A 22,311-nucleotide genomic window follows, 5' to 3' on the forward strand; every position below is an offset into this window, starting at 1 on the left:
GTCAAGGCGTCTGGGCCTGCATTGCTTCCCGGAATCGCGCCCCGGCGCGTTGGGTTTTGCGTTGATCAGTCAATGCGGAACGTTCTTCTATTTCTTAATTCTGTCTCTCATGAACAAGAATCGGTTTCGCCGCGTGTTTAGCAAGCGGCTTGGTATGTTGGTCGCTGTAGCCGAGGACGTCACAAGCCAGGGCAAGGCGCCCGGCGAAGGCGCAGGTCCGCAGGCATCGTCGGCTGAGGGCCTCGGCGTCGTCTCCGCGATGACGGCGTTTGCTGTCGCCATCCTTGCGACGCAACCCGGCGTGAGCTTCGCGCAAGCATTGCCGACGGGTGGTCAGGTCACCGCCGGCCAGGCGTCGATCTCGCAGAACAGCAACACGATGACCATCAATCAGGGTAGCCAGCGCACCGTGATCGACTGGAACTCGTTCAACGTCGGCGCGGGCAACACGGTTCAGTTCAATCAGCCGAACGCGCAGTCGCAGGCACTGAATCGCGTCTCGGGCGCGGGTGCATCGAACATTCAGGGCTCGCTGCTCGCGAACGGTCAGGTGCTGATTCAGAACGCCAACGGCGTGCTGTTCGGCAAGGGCTCGGTGGTCAACGTCGGCGCGCTGCTCGCGACGACCAAGTCGATCAATCCGGATGCCTTCATGGCAGGCGGCTCGCTGCAACTGAGCTCGACGGGCACGAATGCAAGCGTCGTGAACGACGGCGCGATTCAGGCGCAAGGCTATGTGACGCTGGTCGGTGATCAGGTCCGTAACTCGGGCTCCATCGAGACGGCGCAAGGCGGTCAAGTGGTGCTCGCGGCAGGCGATAGCGCAACGGTTGCACTGCCGAACGGCCAGGGCATCCAGTTGACGCTGACGAATGCGACGGCCAACGCGCTGGTGGAGAACAGCGGCACGATCAAGGCCGAGAACGGCTCGGTGCTGTTGACCGCACGCGGCACGAACACGCTGCTCGACACGGTCGTGAATATGTCGGGCGTGACGCGCGCCGGCACGGTCGTGGCCGATGCCGGCAACACGGGCGATGTGGCGGTGACGGGCAAGATCGATGCATCGAACGCAACGGGCGCGGGCGGCACGGTGGTGCTGTCGGGCGACCGCGTGGGCGTGTTCGGCAATGCATCGATCGATGCGAGCGGCGCGACCGAAGGCGGCAAGGTGATCCTGGGCGGCGACAGCCTGCACAAGCTCGACGGCACGCAAGCGCAAGGCATGCTGCAGGACGGCGTGCAGTTCGCGAACTTCACGCAAGTCGATGCGGGCGCGACGATCAACGCGGGTTGCCGCCGTTCACCGCCGGGTTGCCACCCGTCGTGTGAATGATGACGCCGTTGTCGATCACGTTGACCGTGCCGTTTTCATCGGTGTTGTACGTCGCGTTCGCATCGTTCACGCCCGCACCATTCGTCGAATTGCCCGAGATGTTCGTCGTGCCGTTGTCCGTGGTGTTGATCGTGCCGTCGTTGATCACGCCCGTGCCATCGGTCGAGTTGCCCGAGATGTTCGTCGTGCCGTTGTCGGTCGTGTTGATCGTCGCGTTCGGCTCGATCACGGTACCGTTGCCAGTGGTCGAGTTACCGTCGATGTTGGTCGAACCGTTACCGCTCGTGTTGATCGAGCCGTTGATGTCCGTGCCGTCACCGTTCGTCGAATTACCCGAGATATTCGTCGTGCCGTTGTCCGTGGTGTTGATCGAGCCGTTCGGATCGACGATCACACCCGTGCCGTCGGTCGAGTTGCCGTCGATGTTGGTCGAACCATTACCGCTCGTGTTGATCGAGCCGTTGATGTCCGCGCCGCTACCGTTGGTCGAGTTGCCCGAGATGTTCGTCGTGCCGTTGTCCGTCGTGTTGATCGAGCCGTTCGGGTCGACGATCACGCCCGTGCCATCCGTGCTGTTGCCCGAGATGTTGATCGTGCCGTTATCCGTCGTGTTGATCGAACCGTTGATGTCCGTGCCCGTACCGCCGGAGACATTGCCGCTATAGCCGGCATCCGCGCCCGTGCTGATCGTCACGTCCGTCGGATCGATCAGCCACTCGCCAGCCTTGCCTTCCGGTGCCGCTGCGCTCACCTGACCTTGCACGTCGAGACTATGACCCGACGTCTCCACGAAGCCGCCGTCGCCATGCGCGGAACGGTACGGCCAACACCGGCACCGGCACCGGCACCGGTACGGCGACCGACACCGGCACCGGCGGCACCACCGCCCAGGGCACCACTTCGCACGGCGGCTCGGGCTCGGGCGCAGGCGCAGCGGCGGCGGTGGCGGGCGGTATCGCGGTGGCAGGCGGCGTGTCGTACCTGATCTACGCAAGCGAAATGCACATGTATCTGGACGAAGTGCTGCCGCTGACGATGGAATCGGGCGATGCCGCGTTCTGGGCCGATGCGAGCATCGACGAAGTGTGGGTCGATCTGCAAACGCAGACCGCCGACGTGAACCTGGTGACCCGCTCGGGCGATCTGTCGCGTCACATGTCGTACCGTGACGGCGCTGACGGCGTGAAGCACTATTCGTACGCAGACAAGTCGTCGGACACGAAGGCGGATCTCGCGGTGAACATGCAGACGCGTGAGTACTTCTACACGGAAAGCGGCGTGAAGAACGGCCAGCCGTACGTCGTGAAGTCGCACGGCTGGTTGAAGCCCGGCGCGCTGAATCCGGTGCATGCGCACGCAACGGCGAAGGCCGCAGCGAAGTAAGCATCGGCGAAGCGAAGGCGGTGCAACGCCGCCTTCCGCCAGCATCGAGCAGTAAGTGGCCCGGCCTTAAGCGCCGGGCTTTTTCAATTCTGACGCCGATCCGGCGCAAGCGTGTTCTCTCAAATTAGAACTTCTTCTATTCGATCCGACCGGGCAAAACTTTAATCTTCTTTCTGAGGGCGCTAGAGCGAATCCGAGATTGAAGAGCCGGACGCAACTGGCTCCAGCAGGATCGCGATCAAGCGTCGCGCCAGATCAATCCACTCAGGAACCGAAACATGAAATTCAGCATCGCAAAGTTCGAACACTTGTGCTATCGCCGTGAACACGAAGCGGCGAGCCGGATGCTCATCGAGTTGCTCAACAAGATCGACCAGAATTACGGCGTTCTGATGGACGTGGATACCTGGGCGCAATCCGCGGAAGCCTTCGACATCATGGACGATCACCTGCTCACGCGTCTGACGTCCGCCATCAGCACGCTGGTCTCGGACCCGAAATTCACCATCTCCGATCACGGCATTAGCCGCCTCATGCTGTTCCAGCGCTGGCTCGCCGCGATGTTCGCCGCCAGTCCGTTCCGCAACGCGGACCACGTGCTGCGTTCGTTCAGCGCGGACGAAGAATCGCGCAACTCGATCAATCTGCGAAACAGTGAATTCCGCAAGTTCCAGCTCTTCTACATGCCCGAGTCCGAAGTGCGTCTCGACTGGGACCTGCTGTGGAAGCACGACAAGGTGATGACCGCGAGCATGGCGACGACCATCATGTCGTCACGCTTTCTCGCCACGCCTTCCGCTCATGCCAAGCGCGAAATGCTGCTGCGCTGGCTGCCCGAGCGTCTCGCGGAAGTCGAAAGCCTCGACGTGCTGCCGATGGGCGTCTTCCACGACATGTACATGCACTCGAGCTATGCTGACTATTCCGGCAAGCACGACATCAAGAAGCCGATCAACACGCTCATCCGCCGCAAGCTGAAGAGCCTCGACATCCACGACGTCGAACGCAAGCCGCAACCGGCGAAGAAGGGCGAGAAGCCGGTCGTGCTCGTCGTGCTGGAATGGTTCTCGAAGAATCACTCGATCTATCGCACGCACTCGCAAACGATGGTCGCGATGCGCGACAGGTTCCATCTCGTCGGCATGGGCTATGACGGCCGCGTGGACGATGCGGGCAAAGCCGTGTTCCACGAATTCATTCCGCTGCAAGGCGGGAATCTGTGGGAAGTCGCGAAGCATGTGCGTGAGACGAGCGAAACGCGCAACGCGCAGATGATGTACATGCCGAGCGTCGGCATGTTCCCGATCACGATGGTGCTGGCCTGCCTGCGCGTCGCGCCGCTCCAGATGATGGCGCTCGGCCACCCGGCCACCACGCACGGCCATGCAATGGACTATGTCGTCGTCGAAGAAGACTACGTCGGCGACGAAGCCTGCTTCAGCGAGAAGCTGCTCAAGCTGCCGAAGGACGGCATGCCGTACCGCGCACCGGCCGCGCTGCTCGAGCTTCAGTTGCCGGAGAAGCAGCCGTCGGATGGCGTCGTGAAAATCGCGGTCGCGGGCACCACGATCAAGCAGAACCCGGGCTTCCTCAACACGTGTGCCGAAATCGCACGCGATTCCAAGGTGCCGGTGCACTTCCACTTCCTGATGGGACAAGCGAACGGCCTGATCTATCCGCAAGTGCGCAACCTGGTGCGCCGCCTCATGGGCGACAAGGCCACTGTGCACAAGCATCAGAACTACGGCAGCTACATGAACGTGATCGCGGGCTGCGACCTGTTCCTGAATCCGTTCCCGTTCGGCAATACCAACGGCATCGTGGATACGGTATGGGCCGGGCTCGTCGGCGTGTGCAAGACCGGGCGCGAAGTACACGAGCATATCGACGAAGGCATGTTCCGCCGCCTGGGCTTCCCCGACTGGATGATCGCGAAGACGAACGAAGAGTACAAGGCATCGGCGCTGCGTCTGATCGAAAACGCGGAGGAGCGTCTCGAACTGTCCGCGAAGCTCGCTGGTCCGCAAGCCATCGAGAAGCTCATCTTCGCAGGCCGTCCGGAGATTCTCGGCGAGCGCATGGAAGCGCTGTGGAAGGAGCAACTGCCGAGTGCGAAGCCGCGTGGCCGCGCCAAAAAGGCGGAGCGCGCAGTGGAGACCGCGTAAGCACCTGCATCGAAACGACTGCGTTTCGATTCGAACAAAAGCCCGGCCACGTGCCGGGCTTTCTTCATTGGGCGTGCGCATGGCGATCTTCTTCGCGTGCCGAAACATCGCGTTTCGCGGGGCCGTCGCGCCACTTTAGAACTTGTTCTATTCGAATGAAGCAAGCGAATCCTTAACCTTCTATTTGAGAACGATGCGCAGACAAGAGTCGATGAGCCAGGCGCGAACGTTCCAACGTCTGGTCGAATGCAAGGATACGTGCAATGTTGAAGATGAGCGAAATAGCGATGACCGTCCGCCGCATGTTATGCGTCGGATCAGTGGTGCTGGCGGGCGTGGCAAGCGCCGAACGCGCGGGTGCGGCGCAAGCGGTGGATGCGGTAGAAGCGGAGCCTGTTGTTCAGTCGCCTGTCGCCGCAACAGCGGAACAGGCTCCGGTCACCGATATCCGCACGGTCGATGTCAAGGTCGTGCCGGCTGAAGGCGCCGATGCGCTGCTGGTGAAGCAGATGCTCGACGCGGACATCAAGAAGCTCGGCAACGCTCCCGCGACGCTGAAGGACGTCGATCACTGGTCGCAAGTGCTGACGGTCGCGCTGCGTCAGGGCGGCTTTCCGCTCGGCCAGGTGCTGATGACGCAGGAAGACTGGCAGGCCGCGCAGAAGGGCGGCGAGGTGCAATTCACTGTCTTTCCCGGCCGTATCCGCAATATCGTCGTCAAGAACAAGTCGCGCGTGAAGGATGCACGGCTGGAACGCCTCATCTCGCATGCACTGTGCGGCGGCGAGACGATCAACAACGTATGCCTGTTGCGCACGTCGCATCTCGAACGCGCGACGCAGCTGCTTCAGGACCTTCCCGGCGTCGCAATCGATGGCGCACCGAGCTTCTCGCCGGGTGCAGGCGTCGGCGATGTCGATGTCGTGTTCAAGATCGCGCAAAACGGCAAGCCGGTGTCGGCGGATCTGATCCTCGATAACAAGGGCGTCGAGTCGACGGGCTCGTATCGCGCGGGCGTGACGGCATCGGCGAATAACCTCTTCGGCCAGGGCGACGCTTACGCGTTCACCATCACCAGCACCAACAAGAAGATGTGGACGGGTTCGCTCACCGGCAGCGTGCCCATTTTCGACGATGGCCTTCGCATGACGGGCGGCGTCACGCGCCAGCAGTATTTCATCAATGCGGGCACGCCGGTGAAGGGCGTCGCGACGACAGGCCAGCTCGGCGTGCAATACCCGTTCGCACGCGGGCTCGACGCCAACGTGTGGGGCGGCGCATCGGTGCTGCATAGCCAGACATCGACGGATCTGCCTGAGTACAGCTCGGCCACGCACAGTAAGCTCGACTCGCTGCAACTTTCGCTGACAGCCGATAACGGCGATCGCGCCCGCGCGATGCGCACGAATCTCGCGACCGGACAGATTGCACTGACGCTCGGCCATCAACGCAACGACGACCCGTTCGAATCCACCGTGCATCACGCGGGCAACTACGCGAAGCTCGCGGGCAGCGCATTCGGCACGTATGCGCTGTCGAAGAGCGGCAACACCTTCATGTCGGCGCGCATCAGCACGCAACTGGCAAGCCGCAATCTCGACGGGAGCGAGAAGCTCGGTCTCGGCGGTCCCGACGCGGTGCGTGCCTATCGCGCCGATGAAGGTTCCGCGGACGAAGGCGCGGTGGCGAGCCTGGGCCTGTATCAGCGTGTGCCGGTTGCGGCCGGACACCAGTTGCAGTTCGGCGTCTTCAACGACTTCGCTTATGGACGCGTGAACCATTCTCCGTGGGATGGCTGGGAGAAGAGTTATCCGGGCGTTCCGGGCGTGACGAACAATCGCGTGCTCGCGGGCTACGGCGTGAGCGTCGACTGGCTCACGCCGATCGGTGCGACCGTCTCGGCAGCTGTTTCGAAGCCCTATCGATTCTCCGAAACCTCGTGGATCGAACCCGGTAAGCGACCGACGCAGTACTGGCTCTCCGTGACCTGGAGCCACTGATCGTGATGCAGTTCATCGCAGACAGGGCTTGCCGCGTTGGCGGCAAGCATCGCAAGAAGATCACGCAATTCAGCATCGACGGATACGAATACGCTGGCAAGCGTCGCGACGATGAGTCGGCGAGCCGCGAGCTTCCCAAGCTGCTCGCCCGAGGGACGACCTCGACATTCCGCGAGCTTATCGACGCGCGTCTCGGTAACGCGCAGTACGCAACGCCCGTAGCGGCAGTGGAGTGAAACGATCATGAAAGAAACCAGCAAAGCCGTTCTGCGCCGCTCGCGCGAGACCGCATTCGCACAACATTATCTGGTCGGCGACGGCCTCGACATCGGCCCTGCCGACGATCCTCTCTCGGCGCATGCACAAGCGTTTCCCCGGATCGGCAAGGTCGTGTCGTGGACGCCGGCGCAAGGCAGCGCGACGACGCTCGATGGCATCCGTGACGCGTCGCTCGACTTCGTTCATTCGAGCCATCTGCTGGCGGAGCAGGACAATCCGCACAAGGCCCTCGCGCGCTGGCTCGATGTGCTCAAGCCCGGCGGTCATGCAATCGTCACGCTGCCCGACGAAGACCTCTATGGCAAGGGCGTGTGGCCGAGCCGCTTCAATACTTCGCACAAGGCGAGCTTCACCATTTGCAAGGCGGACAAGCGGCTGCCGAAATCGATCAACGTGCTGGAACTCGTGCAGGCGATGTCGCCGGTAGCCGACTGCGAGCGCATTACGCTCGTGCGCGACGGCTACGATGCGCGCCGCCCGCAAGCCGATCAGACGGCCGATGGCGTCGCCGAATGCGCGATCGAAATCGTGCTGCGCAAGCGCGCGGTGCCGACGGCGGGTGAAATGGTCGCAGCCATCGGGATCGCCAGAAGCCGCGAGGAAGGATTCGCGGCGAGCGAGGCGGCCATGCGGCTGTATCCGTATCGCTTCGAGACGTACCATCGCGGACTGATGGATGCACTGCGCTGGGACACGCCCGAAGCCGCCGACGCGCTCTGGAAGCAATGCGTCGAACGTCTGCCGGGCGAGCATCTGCCGCGGCTGTATCAGGCGCTCCACACGATCGGCCGCGGGCAGTTGCAGGAAGGCTTCGCGCTGCGCGAATCGCTCATGGGCCCGTTGGGCTGGAAGCGCCGCACCACGGCCGAACCGCCGCGCGATGTTCCGCAATGGAACGGCGAACTGCTTGCGGGCAAATCCATCGCCATCTGGAGCGAGTTCGGTCTCGGCGACGAAATCTTCTTCCTTCGATTCGCGAAGATTTTCCGCGAGCGATGCGGCGCGAAGCGCGTGGTCGTCGTCTGCCAGTCGCCGCTCGTCGAGTTGTACGAAGCATCGGGCACGGCGGACGACGTCATCGACGTGAACAATGTCTCTTCGATGCCGGCCATCGATTACTGGGTGTTCCCGCATGCCATTCCGGCGCATCTGCCGCTCAGCCTGGACAAACTGCCGTCCACGGTTCCTTATCTGCGCGCGCCGCAAGGCATCGAGCCGAAGCTGCCGTCCGTGGATGCGCGAAAGCTGAAAGTGGGCCTCGTGTTCAAGGGCAACCCGACGCACGAGAACGACAGCCAGCGTTCACTGCCGTCGCTCGGCGTGCTCGACAACCTCATCAAGTTGCCTGGCGTGGAGTTCTTCAGCCTGCAAAAAGGCGCAGGCGCAGACGAAGCCGCACGCTATGGCGAGCTCTATCGCAACTTCCACGACATCGGCCCGGCCCTGAACACGATGGCGCAGACCGCGACCGCAATCGAAGCGCTGGACGTCGTGCTGACCGTGGATACATCCGTCGCTCATGTGGCTGGTGCAATGGGCAAGCCCGTCTGGCTCATGCTGCCCGCGTTCGGCGACTGGCGCTGGCATTACACGCGTGAAGACAGTCCGTGGTATCCGACGATGCGGCTTTTCCGCCGCCGCTTCGGATGCGACTGGTCGGAAGTCGTGGCGCGCATCGGCGGGCACATGCGGCAACTCGTGATGGAGAAGTCGGAACGCACGCTCACAGCTTGATGTCTAGCGGCGTGTTTCGAATTCCGTCTATATCCGCAAGGGGTGTCAAGCGCGAAGATGTAACTGTTCTTTAAAGCTGCGCGACCGACCCCCAAGGAGGCGCTGCGACGCGCTGGCTTCATCACCGATCGACCCTTTTCGCCGCCGTCCAGGCGGCTTTTTTTTGCAAAGCGCCGACCGGTCGAAAACGAGGCTTGCGGGTGACGCACGCGGACCAGGTTCGACATTCTTCGATATAACGGCCTTGCTCAGTTGAATACAGTCAAGCTTTGCGAGCCAACGAATCAACTCAAGATCGCGGTCGATGTACGGCGAAGGTTTCGATACTACAGATTGCGTTGCTCTTCTGCAGACAGGCGTCACGAACGGCCGCCTGTCGCGTTCCTTCCCGGGTGCTCAGTATGTCCGTAATCCATTCGATTCGCCGAATCGCGCAAAAGGCCTTCGACGCTGCAGGCATCGCTTCAATGGTGCTCGTCCCGGTATTCTTCGCGATGTCCTTCTTCCTTCTTGCGGTGTTCGCACTCGATACCTGGCGTTCGTGGCCGGTGCTGACCATCGCGACAGGCTTCATCGCCTGCATGCTCCTTATTACGTGCGTGCTGTTTGCGCAAAGCAGGCGAGGCAAAGTGGACAAGACGCGCCGCATCACATCCATGCCGCTTCATGAACTCGGACAGTCCAGCGCGCATCACGGCAGCAAGGGCAAGAACAACGACGCATCACGCAATGGCTTGCCCATGCGGTGAAGCTTTTGCCCTAACGGCGAGTGCGTCTCGTGTCTCACCGACAGACTTGTGGAGCTTACTGTGAACACCGGAATGAAAAGAGTCCATGATGAAGGGGCCAAAATGACACGTATGAGAGCGTGTCTGCACGTCTTTCAATGCGATGCGCGCTATCCTAGAATGAATCCTGAATGCGCATACTCGTTCGGGGGACGTACTGATGAACCGGCCTGTTCGTCTATTGCTTCTTTCGCGGGAAGCCCTGCGTCTGTTTCGGGTTCCGATACAGACGTTGAGAGCCTCCCCGACGGTGCGCGCATGAACGAAAGCATCCGCACGGTCCGAGTGGTGCTGGCAGACGACCATCCCATCGTTCTCATGGCCGTCTCGGACCAGTTCGCGAAGCTTCCCGGCTATCAGATCGCCGCAACGGTGAACTCGGGCGCGGAGCTCATCCGCGTGCTCGAGAAGCAGCCTGCCGATCTCATCATCACCGACCTCGTCATGCAGGGCGATGCGGAAGTCGAACTCGACGGATTGCGCCTCGTCAGCAGGCTGCGCCGCTCCTATCCCGACATTCCGCTCGTTATCCTGACGATGACCACGAGCGGCGGCATGTTCCATGAACTGTGCAAGCTGGGCGTTGCCGCCATCGTGAGCAAGGAAGAGCCTGCGAGCGAACTCGCGCAGATCAGCCTGCGCGCGCTCGCCACGAAGGAAACCATCATCTCGCCGAAGATTCAGCATCGCCTGGCCCGCGAGGGATCGACGACGAAAGACCTTGCGCGCGCCCAGCCGCTCTCTCCGCGTGAACTCGAAGTCGTGCGCCTCTTCGCGCAAGGGCTTTCGGTCACGGAGATCGCGCGCACCCTCAACCGGTCCGTGCCGACGGTCGCGACTCAGAAGCGCTCCGCCATGCGCAAGCTGCATGTCGAGAACCACGTAGACCTCGTCAAGTACGCCGCCAAGACAGGACTGGCCTGATGGAGCGTTTCTTCGCCGCATCGCAGAACTCGCCTCTGCAGATGCTGCGGATGCTGGAAAACAACCTCAAGCGGGAGCGGCGCATCTTCGCGATCGCCGTCGCGCTGCTGATCTTTGCCGCGCTGTGCGGCGCCGCCGCGACCGCGGTCTTCGTATTGACCGCCTCGTTGAAGACCGACCAGGACGCGGTGCAGGCCGCGATGCGCGGCATCAACGTCTCGGTGTTCAGCCGCTACAACATGCTCACGCCCGGCAGCCTGCTGCTGGAAGTGGGCGCAGTCCCGCCGAAGCTGGACGTTCAGACACTGGCCAACAAGCCCCGCTGCCACGCATACCCTTCCGGCCGGGAAGACAAGCTGCTCGCCGAAGCATGCGAGGCCGCGCGTCAACTCATTCCGGAAGAAAGCACGCCGCCGAGACTTCAGTACGTGTCGTTCGACGGAAGCGTCTCGCATGGTTTCGGCGTGTTCGAAGAAACCGACGACAAGGTGGCTCCGTCCAAAAGACTCGCCGCGCTCGTACAGTTAGCGAAGATCTACATGAGCACGCACGAGATCGCACCGCTCGATGCGGCGCACGCCCGGCGCGTCATGTGGTTCCTCGCGCCGCCATCGCTGGGCTTTCTCAAGCCCACGGTGGTTTTGTTCGTGGTCGTCGCGCGGGACGAGCAGCCGTTCGGCTTCGTGTTCACGAGCCTTGCGCCGGATGTCGCGCTGCGCCGCGTGGCGCCCCGCGCGCTCGAATCGCAGGTTGCGGTTTTCGCTGCGGACGGACGCGTGATCGGCGGCGACGACACCGAGTACACGCGATACGCCAACGCACGCCTGGCCAAGAGTCAGGTCGGTTCCTACCACTGGCTGCCGGGCCACGGATGGGGCATGCGGCTCGAACCGCTCGCGCTCGGCATCGGCCATATCGTCGCTGTGCTGCCCATCAAGACGCGGCTTGCATCGCAGCGTGAGCCGGCCATCATCATCGCGCTCGTGACGGGAACGCTCATCGCGATGCTGATCGCGATGTACCGATACTGGAACTACCGCTTCCTCACGCGAACTTACGAACAGGCGTGCCGCGCGGTGGAAGGCGACATTCTCAATCACCTTCTCGTACACGCTACCCCCGTTGGCCTGTGCATCGCGCTTCGCAGCGATTTCAACGTCATCGCGGCGAACCAGGTCGCGCGCTCGGTGCTCGATCTGACCGACGCGTCCATGCGACTGCCCGCAGGCCTGCGCGGAGCGCTCGAAGCGAACGGCATCGCGCCGGCGAAAGAGGGCGAAGAAGCCATGATCCGACAGCTTCAGTATTCGCTCGACAAGCCGAACGCCGCGACGGTGCATCTCAAGATTTCGTATGCGTCGGCGGTGGTGAACAAGACGGATGTGCTCTTCTGCGCAATCGCCGACATCACCGAGCACCACGAAGTCGAGCGCCTTCTGCGTGCGGCCAAGGAAACGAGCGATGCCGCCGCGAAGGCCAAGCTGAGCTTTTTCGCATCGATGAGCCACGAGATTCGCACGCCGCTGTCGTCCCTCGTCGGCAATCTGGAGCTCGTCGCGCTCGGGCCGCTCGTCGCCGAACAGGAAGCGCGCGTCCAGGCGATGCAGGCATCCGCGAGCGCGCTTCTGCAAGTCGTGAACGATGTCCTCGATTTCTCGAAGATGGATATCGGCGAAATGAAGCTCGCCGAGGAGTGGGGCTCGATACGCGATCTCGTCGTGCGCGTGATGATCGCGCATGCGCCGCTCGCGAACCGGCAGGGCTTGCGGCTCTTCGTCGTGATCGACCGCTCGTGTCCGGCGAAGCTGTTCTTCGACCCGATCCGCGTCTCCCAGATACTCAACAACCTGCTCGGCAATGCGCTCAAGTTCACGTATTCGGGCAAGGTCGTCGTGCGGGCGCGCTGGGCCGAGGGTGCGCTCGCGCTGAGCGTCGCGGATTCGGGCATCGGCATTCCGGAAGCGCAGCGCGAAAAGCTCTTTCAGCCGTTCATGCAGGGCGACGCCCATCGTCTCTCGCAGGCGCGCGGCACCGGGCTCGGGCTATCCATTTGCGTGCGGCTTTGCCAGTTGATGAAAGGCCGCATCGAACTGGACAGCACGGAAGGCGTCGGCACGCGTATTCGTGTGTCGCTGCCGCTCGCCGTCGATGTATCGGCGAGCGCGGCCAGCGATGCGGTCATGCTCGGCGGCCGGCCTGCCATCCTGTGCCGCGCGAACGAGTATCGCGAATGGTTCGAGAATCTGTACGACCCGGAACGCAGCTCGCTCACGTTCATGTCGCAGCCGGGCGCTGCGTCGACGGACGGTTGCGACTATCTGATCGCCACCGACGAGTTCACTGACAAGGAGATCCAGTTGGCCTGGAAGGACACCGCACGCCTGATCCGCATGACACAGAACGGGCCGCTCGTTCCCGTGCAGAGCGATGACGGCGTGCTCGAAGTGAGCATCTTCAGCGTAAAAGGATTCAAGGACGCGGTCGACATTCTCCGGGGACGCGAGCGCGGCGTCACGCTGCCCGGCATCGTCCATGCGACGCCTGTGCCGTCCGGGCGCACGGCAGGCCCGACCGTCGTCATTGCTGAAGACAACCGGCTCAATCGCGGGCTGCTGCGCGACCAGTTGCTCACGCTCGGCGCAACCGTGCTCGAGGCGGCCGATGGCGAAGAGGCGCTCGATCTGCTGCGCAAGAATCGCGTGGATATCGTGCTCACCGACATGGACATGCCGAAGATGTCGGGCGCGGAACTGCTCGTCGCCGCCCGCGCGCTGGACCCGTCGATGCGCGTCTACGCGGTCAGCGCAAGCGCGAGCACGCAGGACGTGGAAGCGGGCCGCGCTCGCGGCTTCACCGATTATCTGACGAAGCCGCTTCCGCTCGCCGTGCTCGCAGGGGTGTTGCAGACAGCGCGCGCGGAGCATGCCGGTCAAGCGGACATTCATCGGCTCGACGACGCTGAAGACGACGACCTGCCGCCGCGCTTTCCGACGATCCCCGCCGCGTATATGCGCGATCTCGTCACGCAACTGGACGAGGATATCGTTTCGCTCGACCGCATCTGCCGCGCGAAGGACCCGCAGCAATTGCGCGGATGGGCGCACAAGCTGGCGGGCGGCATGACGGTGCTCGGTCCGTCGATGCTATACGACCAGTGCGAAGAGCTGAGAACGGTGCTGCGGGAGTCGGGCCAGTGGGTCGAGGACGTCGACACGTTCACCGCGTTGCTGCGCGGCGACCTGATCGAGCTTCGCGACATGCTGCACGCATCGCTGCAGGCGCAGTACAAATAGCGGCGGCATTGCGAGGCGCCGGGTCGAGGCTATTGTCATCGCGCGTCACGGACTGCAGAATCTGCCCGTTACAGCCTGCGGCATCCACCTTCGAGGACACATCATGGCAAAGATCCTGACGCTGCACGGCGTCAACCTCAACATGTTCGGCAAGCGCGATCCGAAGCAGTACGGCACGGCGACGCTCGCGCAAATCGACGAGCAACTGAACGCGCTCGGCAAGGAACTGGGCGTGGAGGTGGAGTGTTATCAGACGAACATCGAAGGCGAAATGTGCGCGCGCATTCACCAGGCTTTCGCCGAGAAGGTCGATGCCGTCGTCATCAACGCGGGTGCGTGGACGCATTACAGCGTCGCCATTCGCGATGCGCTCGCCATTCTGACCGTGCCCATTGTCGAAGTGCACATGTCGAACGTTCATGCGCGCGAGCCGTTCCGTCACCACTCGGTCTTCGCCGAAATCGCGAAGGGGCAAATCTGCGGCTTCGGCGTGGACAGCTATCTGCTCGGCTTGCGCGCGGCGGCATCCGCGATTCGGTGATGCCGCTTCAGGAACGCGCTCAGGAGATGCGAGCGGCCGTCTTGACCGTGGCCGCAGCGCGCTCCCGGCGAGCGGCGACGCGCGCCGGCTTGCGTTCCTGCGCCGTCGCTCCACGGATGAACAGCACCGCGAAGATTGCGCAGACCGTCCAGACAACCGCGATGATGGTCAAGTAGTTCATTTCGTTCTTCCAGTTTCAGTGCGATGAGCGATGAGCGGTGCGGCGATGAATCAGCGTTGCGATGCGGGCATCGCGAGCAACTGGCCGATCAGCCGTTGCGCGATGGCGTGCTGCTCGGTGAGGGAATCGGCGTCGGCGTCCGCGTTTGCATGCAGTTCGCCGGCGAGGCGCAGCACGTTGTCGGAGGCGGCCTGAAGCTGGGCAAGCAGATCGGCTTCGGCCGCCGGGGCGCCGAGGTGCGCGTATGCATTCAGATTCGCGATGTGATGCGGCGCGGCGTTTTTTTGCATCGTCTGGAACATGGCGCTTCCCCGTTGAGTGGATGAAGTGATTCTGCGCGCCGGGTCCCGAACTCAATCCTCCGAAAAAGCCCCAATTCCGGCCTCACTTCCTGTTCTTCGCGGCTTGGGGCGCGCGCGACGCACGGCGCGAAACGGTTAGAAATCCGCCGCAAGTCCGCTCCACAAGGCTTTGCGGGCGGTGGGGCTGTAAAATCGCGTACTTTGGTCCGGGCGGAAAGGGAAGCGAAGCGGTCGTATGGCGGGGCGGCGGGAATTTCTCCTCGCAGAAAAACAACACTTCGTGCGTTTTTATAGACGTTGCGGCGGCGGGCGTCGCGGCGACGCGCGGACGGGCAGTGAAGGCAGGCATCGATCATGGTTTCAGGCAATACAGGCGCGACGGCGACATCGCCCGAAGCACTCAGGCGCGGACTCAAGAGCCGCCACATCCAGTTGATCGCCCTCGGCGGGGCGATCGGCACCGGACTCTTTCTCGGCGTCGCGGAGACGATCAGGCTGGCGGGCCCATCGGTGCTGCTCGGCTATGCGATCGCCGGGCTCATGGCGTTCTTCATCATGCGGCAACTGGGCGAGATGGTCGTCGACGAACCCGTCGCCGGCTCGTTCAGCCATTTCGCCGACAAGTACTGGGGCCGCGCGGCGGGCTTCATCTCCGGCTGGAACTACTGGGCCATCTATATCCTCGTCAGCATGGCGGAGCTCTCCGCCGTCGGCATCTACATGCAGTACTGGTGGCCGGCATTGCCGACATGGGTATCGGCGCTGGCGTGCTTCGTCATCGTCAACGCGATCAACCTGACGAGCGTGAAGTCCTACGGCGAGCTCGAATTCTGGTTCGCCATCGTCAAGGTCGCGGCGATCGTCGGCATGATTCTGTTCGGCGGCTACCTGCTGGTTTCAGGTCACGCAGGGCCGCAAGCCAGCGTGACGAACCTCTGGAAGCTCGGCGGATTTTTCCCCTACGGCGTGAGCGGGCTCGTCATGTCGATGGCCGTCATCATGTTTTCGTTCGGCGGGCTGGAACTGGTCGGCATCACGGCGGCGGAAGCGGAAGACCCGTCGCACAGCATTCCTCGCGCAACGAACCAGGTCATCTACCGCATCCTCATTTTCTATATCGGCGCGCTCGGCGTGCTGCTGTCGCTGTATCCGTGGGACAAGGTCGCGACGGGCGGCAGCCCCTTCGTGCTGATTTTTCGCGAGATGAACAGCACGCTCGTGGCGAACGTGCTGAACGTGATCGTGCTGACCGCCGCGCTGTCGGTCTATAACAGCGGCGTCTATGCGAACAGCCGCATGCTCTACGGCCTCGCGCAACAGGGCAATGCGCCGCGTGCGCTCTGCGGCGTGAACGCGCGCGGCATTCCGATCGCGGCGCTGTGTGTGTCGGCGCTCGTCACGGCGGCGTGCGTGCTGATCAACTACTTCATTCCGGGCCGCGCGTTCGGATTGCTCATGGGCCTCGCGGTGTCGGCGCTCGTCATCAACTGGGCGATGATCAGCGTCATTCACCTTAAGTTTCGCCGCGACAAGCGCGAACGCGGCGTGGCGACGTCGTTCAGAAGCATCGGCTTTCCGCTCACCAACTATCTTTGCCTTGCGTTCGTCGCGGGCATCGTCTGGGTGATGTTCGAGACGCCGGGGCTGCGGCTGTCGGTGTACCTGATCCCCATCTGGCTCGCGGTTCTGGGAATCGGCTACTATCTCAAAAGTCGCGGCGACGACGCGGGCGCGCCGCGCCGTGCGCCGTCTCGCTGATCCTTCCTTCCGCTTCCGATCCGATTCCGACACCATGTTCGAACATATCGATGCCTACCCCGGCGACCCGATCCTGTCGCTCAACGAAAACTTTCAGAAGGACCCGCGCACCGACAAAGTCAATCTGAGCATCGGCATCTATTTCGACGACGCCGGCCGCCTGCCCGTGATGCAGGCCGTGCGCGAAGCCGAACTGTCGATCCTGAACGATCCCGGCCCGAAGCCGTATCTGCCGATGGCCGGTTTCGCGCATTATCGCGATGCCGTGCAGGCGCTCGTGTTCGGCAACGACAGCCCGGCGCGCGCCGACGGCCGCATCGCCAGCGTGCAGACGCTCGGCGGTTCGGGCGCGCTGAAAGTGGGCGCGGATTTCATCAAGCGCTATTTTCCGGCGTCGAAGTTGTGGGTCAGCGATCCGACGTGGGAGAACCATCGCTTCATCTTCGAGCGCGCGGGCTTCGAAGTGAACACGTATCCGTACTACGACGAAGCCACCGGCGGCCTGCGTTTCGATGCGATGCTGGACGCCATCGACGCGTTGCCCGCGAAGAGCGTCGTCTTGCTGCACGCGTGCTGTCACAATCCGACGGGCGTCGATCTCGACGAAGCGCAGTGGGTCAAGATCATCGACGTGCTCGAGCGGCGCGAGTTGCTGCCCTTCGTCGATATGGCCTATCAGGGATTCGGCTCCGGCCTCGACGACGACGCGTTCGCCGTGCGCGAGCTTGCGCGTCGCGGGGTGCCGGCGTTCATCGCCAATTCGTTCTCGAAGAATTTCTCGCTGTATGGCGAGCGTTGCGGCGGCCTGCATGTGATTTGCGACGATGCCGCCGCAGCCGACCGCGTGCTCGGCCAATTGACGAGCGCCGTGCGCGCGAACTACAGCAATCCGCCGACGCACGGCGCGAAGATCGTCACGAAGGTGCTGACGACGCCCGAACTCGCGCAATCGTGGCGCGATGAACTCGCGGCGATGTGCGAGCGCATCGCGCGGATGCGTCGCGCCATTCATGATGGCCTGAAAGACCACGTGCGCGGCGAAATGCTCACGCGCTATCTGAAGCAGCGCGGCATGTTCACGTACACGGGGCTCGTGGCCGAGCAGGCCGATCGCCTGAAAGAAGAGTTCGGCGTGTATATCCTGCGCTCGGGCCGCATGTGCGTGGCGGGCCTGAACGACAGCAACGTGCAGACCGTCGCCGATGCGATCGGCAAGGTGCTGGCAAAGTAATCGGCGTTACAACGATCGGCTTCACAACGCGGGACACGACTGCACCTGCTGCGGCGGCAGCGTGCCCGGTCCCGCGTCCACTTTCGTTCCGCGCGGCGGCGTCGAAACCAGCCGCACGCCGTTCTCTCCCGCATTCGCCAGCACATATTGCTCGGCGCTCCCGTCCGGTTGCCAGTACACGCGATACACCGCGCCGTCGGCATACACATGCAGCGCGCCATGCACGGCGTGCCGCCCTGGATCAGATCGGCGCGTTCACCTTCGCGCAACGAAAGCGTATTGCCCGACGCGCCTTGCAGCACGCCGCAACCCGGGTCCTGCGCATGTGCGTGCGCGGACGCGGCGAGCGCCGCGCAACACAGCGCGCGGCGAAAGGTCGGGTTCGTCATCGGCGAGCGTCTCCATCGAATCATCGCGCGAGTGCAAGCAATTCGCGTGCGGCGCGCGCGTGCCACGGGTGTGGCAATTGGCATCGCCGTTCGTCCTTGCGTGTGCTACCTTGAATGCAGCAGCGTTCGATCGTGGAGGCCGCCATGTCAGTGATCGCACCGGACGAAAAAGCGGACTTTCTGGCGATTCTCGCGCGGCATCGCATCGATGCGGACGATTTTCTCGTGCAGGAAGCGGGGGAATCCGAAGTAGTGGACGATGTTTATCCGTTGCAGGGACACGTCACGATCGTGCGGCGCTCGACGTTGAAAGAGCGCGAATATCGCATCGGGCACGGCACCGCATGGGTGACCATGTTCGAGAAAGACTTGAACAAGGGCGCATTCGGCTGATCGTGCCGTGGACAGAACGCGCGCCGCATCGTCTTACAACGCACTTTTTGAGGCGGAACACGCGATGAGACCGACCAACTTCGCATCGTTCAGGGCGCACCTCGCCATGCTGCTGCGCGATCTGCCGCGCGGCATGACCGCCGATCTGACCGATGTGGCCGTCGCGTACTGGAACGGGACGCAAGTGGTCGGCGCGTATCTGCGCGACAACGGCTGCATCGACGAGGACTTCGATTTCGACGAGAACGCCTGGGGCTTCTGGCGCGAGGAACTTCTGCTGTGGTTTGACTCGCCGCGCTTCTCCGAGCGGCGAGACCTTAAAGCCGCGCTGCTTTCGGACGCGCACGCGACGACCGTTCACGGCGGCCGCTGGCCGCGGCCGCTTTAGTATCCCGCGCGGCGGTAGGCCTCGGCCATCAACGCGCTGACCTTGGCGCGTGCCTTAAGGGCGTCGCGGACCGCAGCGGACAACATCGAGAAAAAAGGAAGGAACACTCCCATGACGCAACTCCTTGATTAACTGTGAGACTAGGTTAACTACCTAGGTAGTTTCCCTATATTAGCACGGTTGATTGCAACGCCGCAAAGGCGTCGGAAGATGGCAAAACGCCGCAATCGTTCGTGCCGGTCGGGAGAAGGAGACTGCAGTGAAGCCGCATCTGTCGGGTCGTGCCGTCCTGCTTTCGCTGGTGCTCGCTTTGATGACCGCGTTCGCTATTGCCGGGGGATGCAGCGGGGGCGGGTCTTCCTCTTCCTCTTCCTCTTCCTCGTCTTCGCCGAACGTGGGCGCCGGTGCATCCGCGCCGCCGGCTGCATCCGGCGCGCCGGCGGCTTCGGGCGCCGTCGCCAACGCGATGGACGTCGTCACCTACCACAACGATATCGGCCGCACCGGCCAGCAACTCGCGGAAACGGTGCTTACGCCCGCCAACGTCAATTCGACGACTTTCGGCAAGCTCGCGGTCTATCCGGTCGACGGCCCCGTCGACGCGCAGCCGCTCTTTCTCGCCAGCGTATCGATTGCGGGCGGCACGCATGACGTGCTGTACGTCGCAACAGAGAACGCGAGCGTCTACGCCTTCGACGCCGACACCGGCGCGACGCTCTGGAAGGCCACGACGCTCGCCGACGGCGAATCGCCCAGCGACGATCACGGCTGCGGGCAGATCACGCCGACGATCGGCATCACCGCGACACCGGTCATCGATCGCGCGCGCGGCCCGAACGGCGCGATGTACGTCGTCGGCATGTCGAAGGACGGCGCGGGCCGCTATCACCAGCGCATTCACGCGCTCGACATCGCGACGGGCGCGGAGTTGTTCGGCGGGCCGACGGAGATCGCCGCGTCGTATCCGGGGACGGGCGCGGCGAGTCAGAACGGGCGCGTGGTGTTCGATCCCGGCCAGTATGCGGAGCGCGCGTCGCTACTGCTGCTGAACGGCGTCGTCTATACGGCGTGGACATCGCATTGCGACTTCATGCCTTACACCGGCTGGGTGATCGGCTACGACGCGGCCACGCTGCAGCAGGCGAGCGTGCTGAACGTGACGCCGAACGGGCAGATGGGCGCGATCTGGATGAGCGGCGCGGGGCTCGCGTCGGATGGCGCGTCGATCTATTTTCTCGATGGCAACGGCACGTTCGACGCTACCCTGAACGCGCAGGAGATGCCGCTTCACGGCAACTTCGGCAATGGTTTTCTGAAGCTCGGCACGACGCCGGCGCTCGCCGTCACCGATTATTTCCAGCCGTCGAACACGGTGCAGCAGTCGAACGCGGACGAGGATCTGGGTTCGGGCGGCGCGCTCGTGCTGCCCGACCTGGCCGACGCGAGCGGCGCGGTGCGGCGGCTCGCGCTGGGGGCGGGGAAGAACGCGGTGATCTACGTGGTCAACCGCGATTCGATGGGCAAGTTCGATTCGAACGCCGATCACATCTATCAGGAACTGGTCGGGCAGATTCGCGGCGCGATGTTCGGCATGCCCGCGTACTTCAATCGCACGGTGTATTTCGGCGCGATCGGCGACAACATCAAGGCGTTCACGATCACGAACGCGCGGCTCTCGGCCACGCCCGCGAGCCAGACGCCGACCACGTTCGGCTTTCCGGGCGCGACGCCGAGCATATCGGCGAACGGCGCGGCGAACGGCATCGTGTGGGCGGCGCGTAACGGGACGATTGCGACGCTGCACGCGTACGACGCGTCGAATCTCGCGCGGTCGCTGTACGACAGCAATCAGGCGGGCGCGCGCGATCAGTTCGGTCCGGGCAACAAGTTCATCACGCCGACGATCGCGAATGGCAAGGTTTATGTGGGGACGAAGGGCGGGGTGGCGGTGTTCGGGTTGCTTGGGCGGTAGGTGTCGCGCGCAGTCGTTTCCCCTAAAAACCCCCCGCACAAGAATAACAAGAACTCCGTTTGACTCGATACGATCGCACAATCGACTAACAACGAGCCAAACAGGAGTTCCGCCCATGCCTCGCCCGATTTCCGCGCGCATCCACCTCGATTCGATCCGCGAGAACATCGCTTTCGTGCGGCGCACGGCGTCGTCGTCGCGCGTGTGGGCGGTCGTCAAGGCGAACGCATACGGGCATGGCATCGAGCGCATTTACCCGGCGCTCGGGCAGGCCGACGGCATCGCGCTGCTCGATCTCGACGAAGCGGTGCGCGTGCGCGAACTCGGCTGGACCAAGCCCATCCTGCTGCTCGAAGGCCTCTTCGATGCGCGCGACGTGGACATCGCGGACCGTCATCGGCTGACGGTGACCGTGCATTGCGACGAGCAACTCGATCTGCTCGATGCCTCCGGACCGCGCCAGCCAATCGACATTCAGATCAAGATGAACTCCGGCATGAACCGGCTCGGGTTCCGGCCCGATGCCTTCAGCCGCGCCTGGCGGCGGGCGTCGGATATGGCGTCCATCGGCAAGATCGGCGGCATCGGTTTGATGAGCCACTTCGCCAACGCGGACGATGGCGGCATCGACTGGCAGATCGACGAATTCGACGCCGCCACCCGGAACCTGCCCGGCACGCGGTCGCTCGCGAATTCGGCGGCCGTGCTCTGGCATCCGCGCGCGCATCGCGACTGGGTGCGGCCGGGCACCATCCTCTATGGCGCATCGCCGACGGGCAGCGCGCGGCACATCGAAGGCTTGCCGCTGCGCGCGGCCATGACGCTCTCGAGCCGCATCATCGGCGTGCAGACGCTCGCGCCGGGCGAAACCATCGGCTACGGGCGCACCTTCACGGCGGACCGCGCGATGCGCATCGGCGTCGTCGCGTGCGGCTATGCGGACGGTTATCCGCGCCACGCGCCCGCCGGCACGCCGGTCGCGGTCGATGGCGTGCGCACGCGCCTCGTCGGGCGCGTGTCGATGGACATGCTGACCGTCGATCTCACGCCGTGCCCGGCGGCCGGCATCGGTTCGCCGGTGCAGTTGTGGGGCGATCACGTCCGCGTCGATGAGGTCGCGGAGCCGGCCGGGACCATCGGCTATGAACTGATGTGCGCGCTCGCGCGGCGCGTGCCCGTCGAAGTGCAGTCGACGGAAGCGGTCGATCTGCCCGCGGAGGCCTGATCGTGAACGCGACCGAACGCATCGACCGG

20 protein-coding genes are annotated in these 22,311 nt (G+C 63.4%); 16 read left to right on the top strand and 4 right to left on the bottom strand.

The genetic code is table 11. The annotated features are described in order from the left end of the window. Window positions 1-109 precede the first annotated feature (109 nt). Window positions 110-1,336, top strand: coding sequence for a filamentous hemagglutinin N-terminal domain-containing protein (locus P9220_RS20830; RefSeq protein ID WP_309767351.1), 1,227 nt, complete (start codon window positions 110-112; stop codon window positions 1,334-1,336). Here P9220_RS20830 and P9220_RS20835 read toward each other — a convergent pair. Next, window positions 1,284-2,087, bottom strand: coding sequence for a hypothetical protein (locus tag P9220_RS20835; protein ID WP_309767353.1), 804 nt, complete (start codon window positions 2,085-2,087; stop codon window positions 1,284-1,286). The two genes, P9220_RS20830 and P9220_RS20835, sit on opposite strands and share 53 nt — an antisense overlap. Between P9220_RS20835 and P9220_RS20840 the strand changes: the two genes are divergently transcribed. From P9220_RS20840 to aroQ, 9 genes are all read left to right on the top strand, one after another. Then, window positions 2,072-2,719 carry a hypothetical protein gene (locus P9220_RS20840; protein WP_309767354.1) on the top strand — a complete coding sequence of 216 codons (648 nt, stop codon included), beginning with the start codon at window positions 2,072-2,074 and terminating at the stop codon, window positions 2,717-2,719. The two genes, P9220_RS20835 and P9220_RS20840, sit on opposite strands and share 16 nt — an antisense overlap. A 278-nt stretch (window positions 2,720-2,997) precedes the next feature. Continuing rightward, window positions 2,998-4,884, top strand: coding sequence for a peptide transporter (locus tag P9220_RS20845; protein ID WP_309767356.1), 1,887 nt, complete (start codon window positions 2,998-3,000; stop codon window positions 4,882-4,884). Window positions 4,885-5,147: 263 nt separating this feature from the next. Continuing rightward, window positions 5,148-6,884, top strand: coding sequence for a ShlB/FhaC/HecB family hemolysin secretion/activation protein (locus tag P9220_RS20850; RefSeq protein ID WP_309767357.1), 1,737 nt, complete (start codon window positions 5,148-5,150; stop codon window positions 6,882-6,884). 2 nt (window positions 6,885-6,886) lie between these two features. After that, complete coding sequence (locus P9220_RS20855) at window positions 6,887-7,120, top strand: hypothetical protein (RefSeq protein WP_309767358.1); 234 nt, start codon at window positions 6,887-6,889, stop codon at window positions 7,118-7,120. A gap of 7 nt (window positions 7,121-7,127) precedes the next feature. Next, complete coding sequence (locus P9220_RS20860) at window positions 7,128-8,897, top strand: methyltransferase domain-containing protein (protein WP_309767360.1); 1,770 nt, start codon at window positions 7,128-7,130, stop codon at window positions 8,895-8,897. Window positions 8,898-9,298: 401 nt separating this feature from the next. Next, window positions 9,299-9,646 carry a hypothetical protein gene (locus P9220_RS20865; protein WP_309767362.1) on the top strand — a complete coding sequence of 116 codons (348 nt, stop codon included), beginning with the start codon at window positions 9,299-9,301 and terminating at the stop codon, window positions 9,644-9,646. Window positions 9,647-9,943: 297 nt separating this feature from the next. Beyond that, a complete protein-coding gene (locus P9220_RS20870) occupies window positions 9,944-10,609 on the top strand; it encodes a response regulator transcription factor (RefSeq protein WP_309767364.1) in 666 nt (221 codons plus the stop codon). Then, on the top strand, window positions 10,609-13,902 hold the full coding sequence (locus P9220_RS20875; protein ID WP_309767366.1) for an ATP-binding protein: 3,294 nt from the start codon (window positions 10,609-10,611) through the stop codon (window positions 13,900-13,902). Before P9220_RS20870 ends, P9220_RS20875 begins: the two co-directional genes overlap by 1 nt. Before the next feature lie 103 nt (window positions 13,903-14,005). Beyond that, window positions 14,006-14,443, top strand: coding sequence for a type II 3-dehydroquinate dehydratase (aroQ, locus tag P9220_RS20880; protein ID WP_309767368.1), 438 nt, complete (start codon window positions 14,006-14,008; stop codon window positions 14,441-14,443). Between the two features lie 19 nt (window positions 14,444-14,462). Here the strand turns inward: aroQ and P9220_RS20885 are convergent, their stop codons facing one another. Next, window positions 14,463-14,624 carry a hypothetical protein gene (locus P9220_RS20885; RefSeq protein WP_309767369.1) on the bottom strand — a complete coding sequence of 54 codons (162 nt, stop codon included), beginning with the start codon at window positions 14,622-14,624 and terminating at the stop codon, window positions 14,463-14,465. A 50-nt stretch (window positions 14,625-14,674) separates the two neighbouring features. Then, the gene (locus P9220_RS20890) at window positions 14,675-14,926 is read right to left on the bottom strand and encodes a hypothetical protein (protein WP_309767370.1); all 252 of its coding nucleotides are present in this window, start codon (window positions 14,924-14,926) and stop codon (window positions 14,675-14,677) included. A gap of 354 nt (window positions 14,927-15,280) precedes the next feature. Here P9220_RS20890 and P9220_RS20895 point away from each other — a divergent pair, with 354 nt between their 5' ends. Both P9220_RS20895 and P9220_RS20900 read left to right on the top strand, forming a co-directional pair. After that, complete coding sequence (locus P9220_RS20895; protein ID WP_309767372.1) at window positions 15,281-16,684, top strand: amino acid permease; 1,404 nt, start codon at window positions 15,281-15,283, stop codon at window positions 16,682-16,684. 34 nt (window positions 16,685-16,718) lie between these two features. Further along, complete coding sequence (locus tag P9220_RS20900; protein ID WP_309767374.1) at window positions 16,719-17,915, top strand: amino acid aminotransferase; 1,197 nt, start codon at window positions 16,719-16,721, stop codon at window positions 17,913-17,915. A gap of 21 nt (window positions 17,916-17,936) precedes the next feature. Here the strand turns inward: P9220_RS20900 and P9220_RS20905 are convergent, their stop codons facing one another. After that, window positions 17,937-18,140 carry a hypothetical protein gene (locus P9220_RS20905; RefSeq protein ID WP_309767375.1) on the bottom strand — a complete coding sequence of 68 codons (204 nt, stop codon included), beginning with the start codon at window positions 18,138-18,140 and terminating at the stop codon, window positions 17,937-17,939. 308 nt (window positions 18,141-18,448) lie between these two features. Between P9220_RS20905 and P9220_RS20910 the strand changes: the two genes are divergently transcribed. The 4 genes from P9220_RS20910 to alr all read left to right on the top strand — a co-directional run bounded on the left by P9220_RS20910 (window position 18,449) and on the right by alr (window position 22,282). After that, complete coding sequence (locus P9220_RS20910; protein ID WP_309767376.1) at window positions 18,449-18,697, top strand: hypothetical protein; 249 nt, start codon at window positions 18,449-18,451, stop codon at window positions 18,695-18,697. A gap of 64 nt (window positions 18,698-18,761) precedes the next feature. Further along, window positions 18,762-19,085: a hypothetical protein gene (locus tag P9220_RS20915; protein ID WP_309767377.1), complete on the top strand. Its 324-nt coding sequence runs from the start codon at window positions 18,762-18,764 to the stop codon at window positions 19,083-19,085. 313 nt (window positions 19,086-19,398) lie between these two features. Further along, window positions 19,399-21,057 carry a PQQ-binding-like beta-propeller repeat protein gene (locus P9220_RS20920; RefSeq protein ID WP_309768209.1) on the top strand — a complete coding sequence of 553 codons (1,659 nt, stop codon included), beginning with the start codon at window positions 19,399-19,401 and terminating at the stop codon, window positions 21,055-21,057. A gap of 115 nt (window positions 21,058-21,172) precedes the next feature. Further along, a complete protein-coding gene (gene alr, locus P9220_RS20925) occupies window positions 21,173-22,282 on the top strand; it encodes an alanine racemase (protein WP_309767378.1) in 1,110 nt (369 codons plus the stop codon). Window positions 22,283-22,311: the final 29 nt, after the last annotated feature.

Source organism: Caballeronia sp. LZ016, from assembly GCF_031450805.1.
In the GTDB taxonomy this organism is placed as follows: domain Bacteria; phylum Pseudomonadota; class Gammaproteobacteria; order Burkholderiales; family Burkholderiaceae; genus Caballeronia.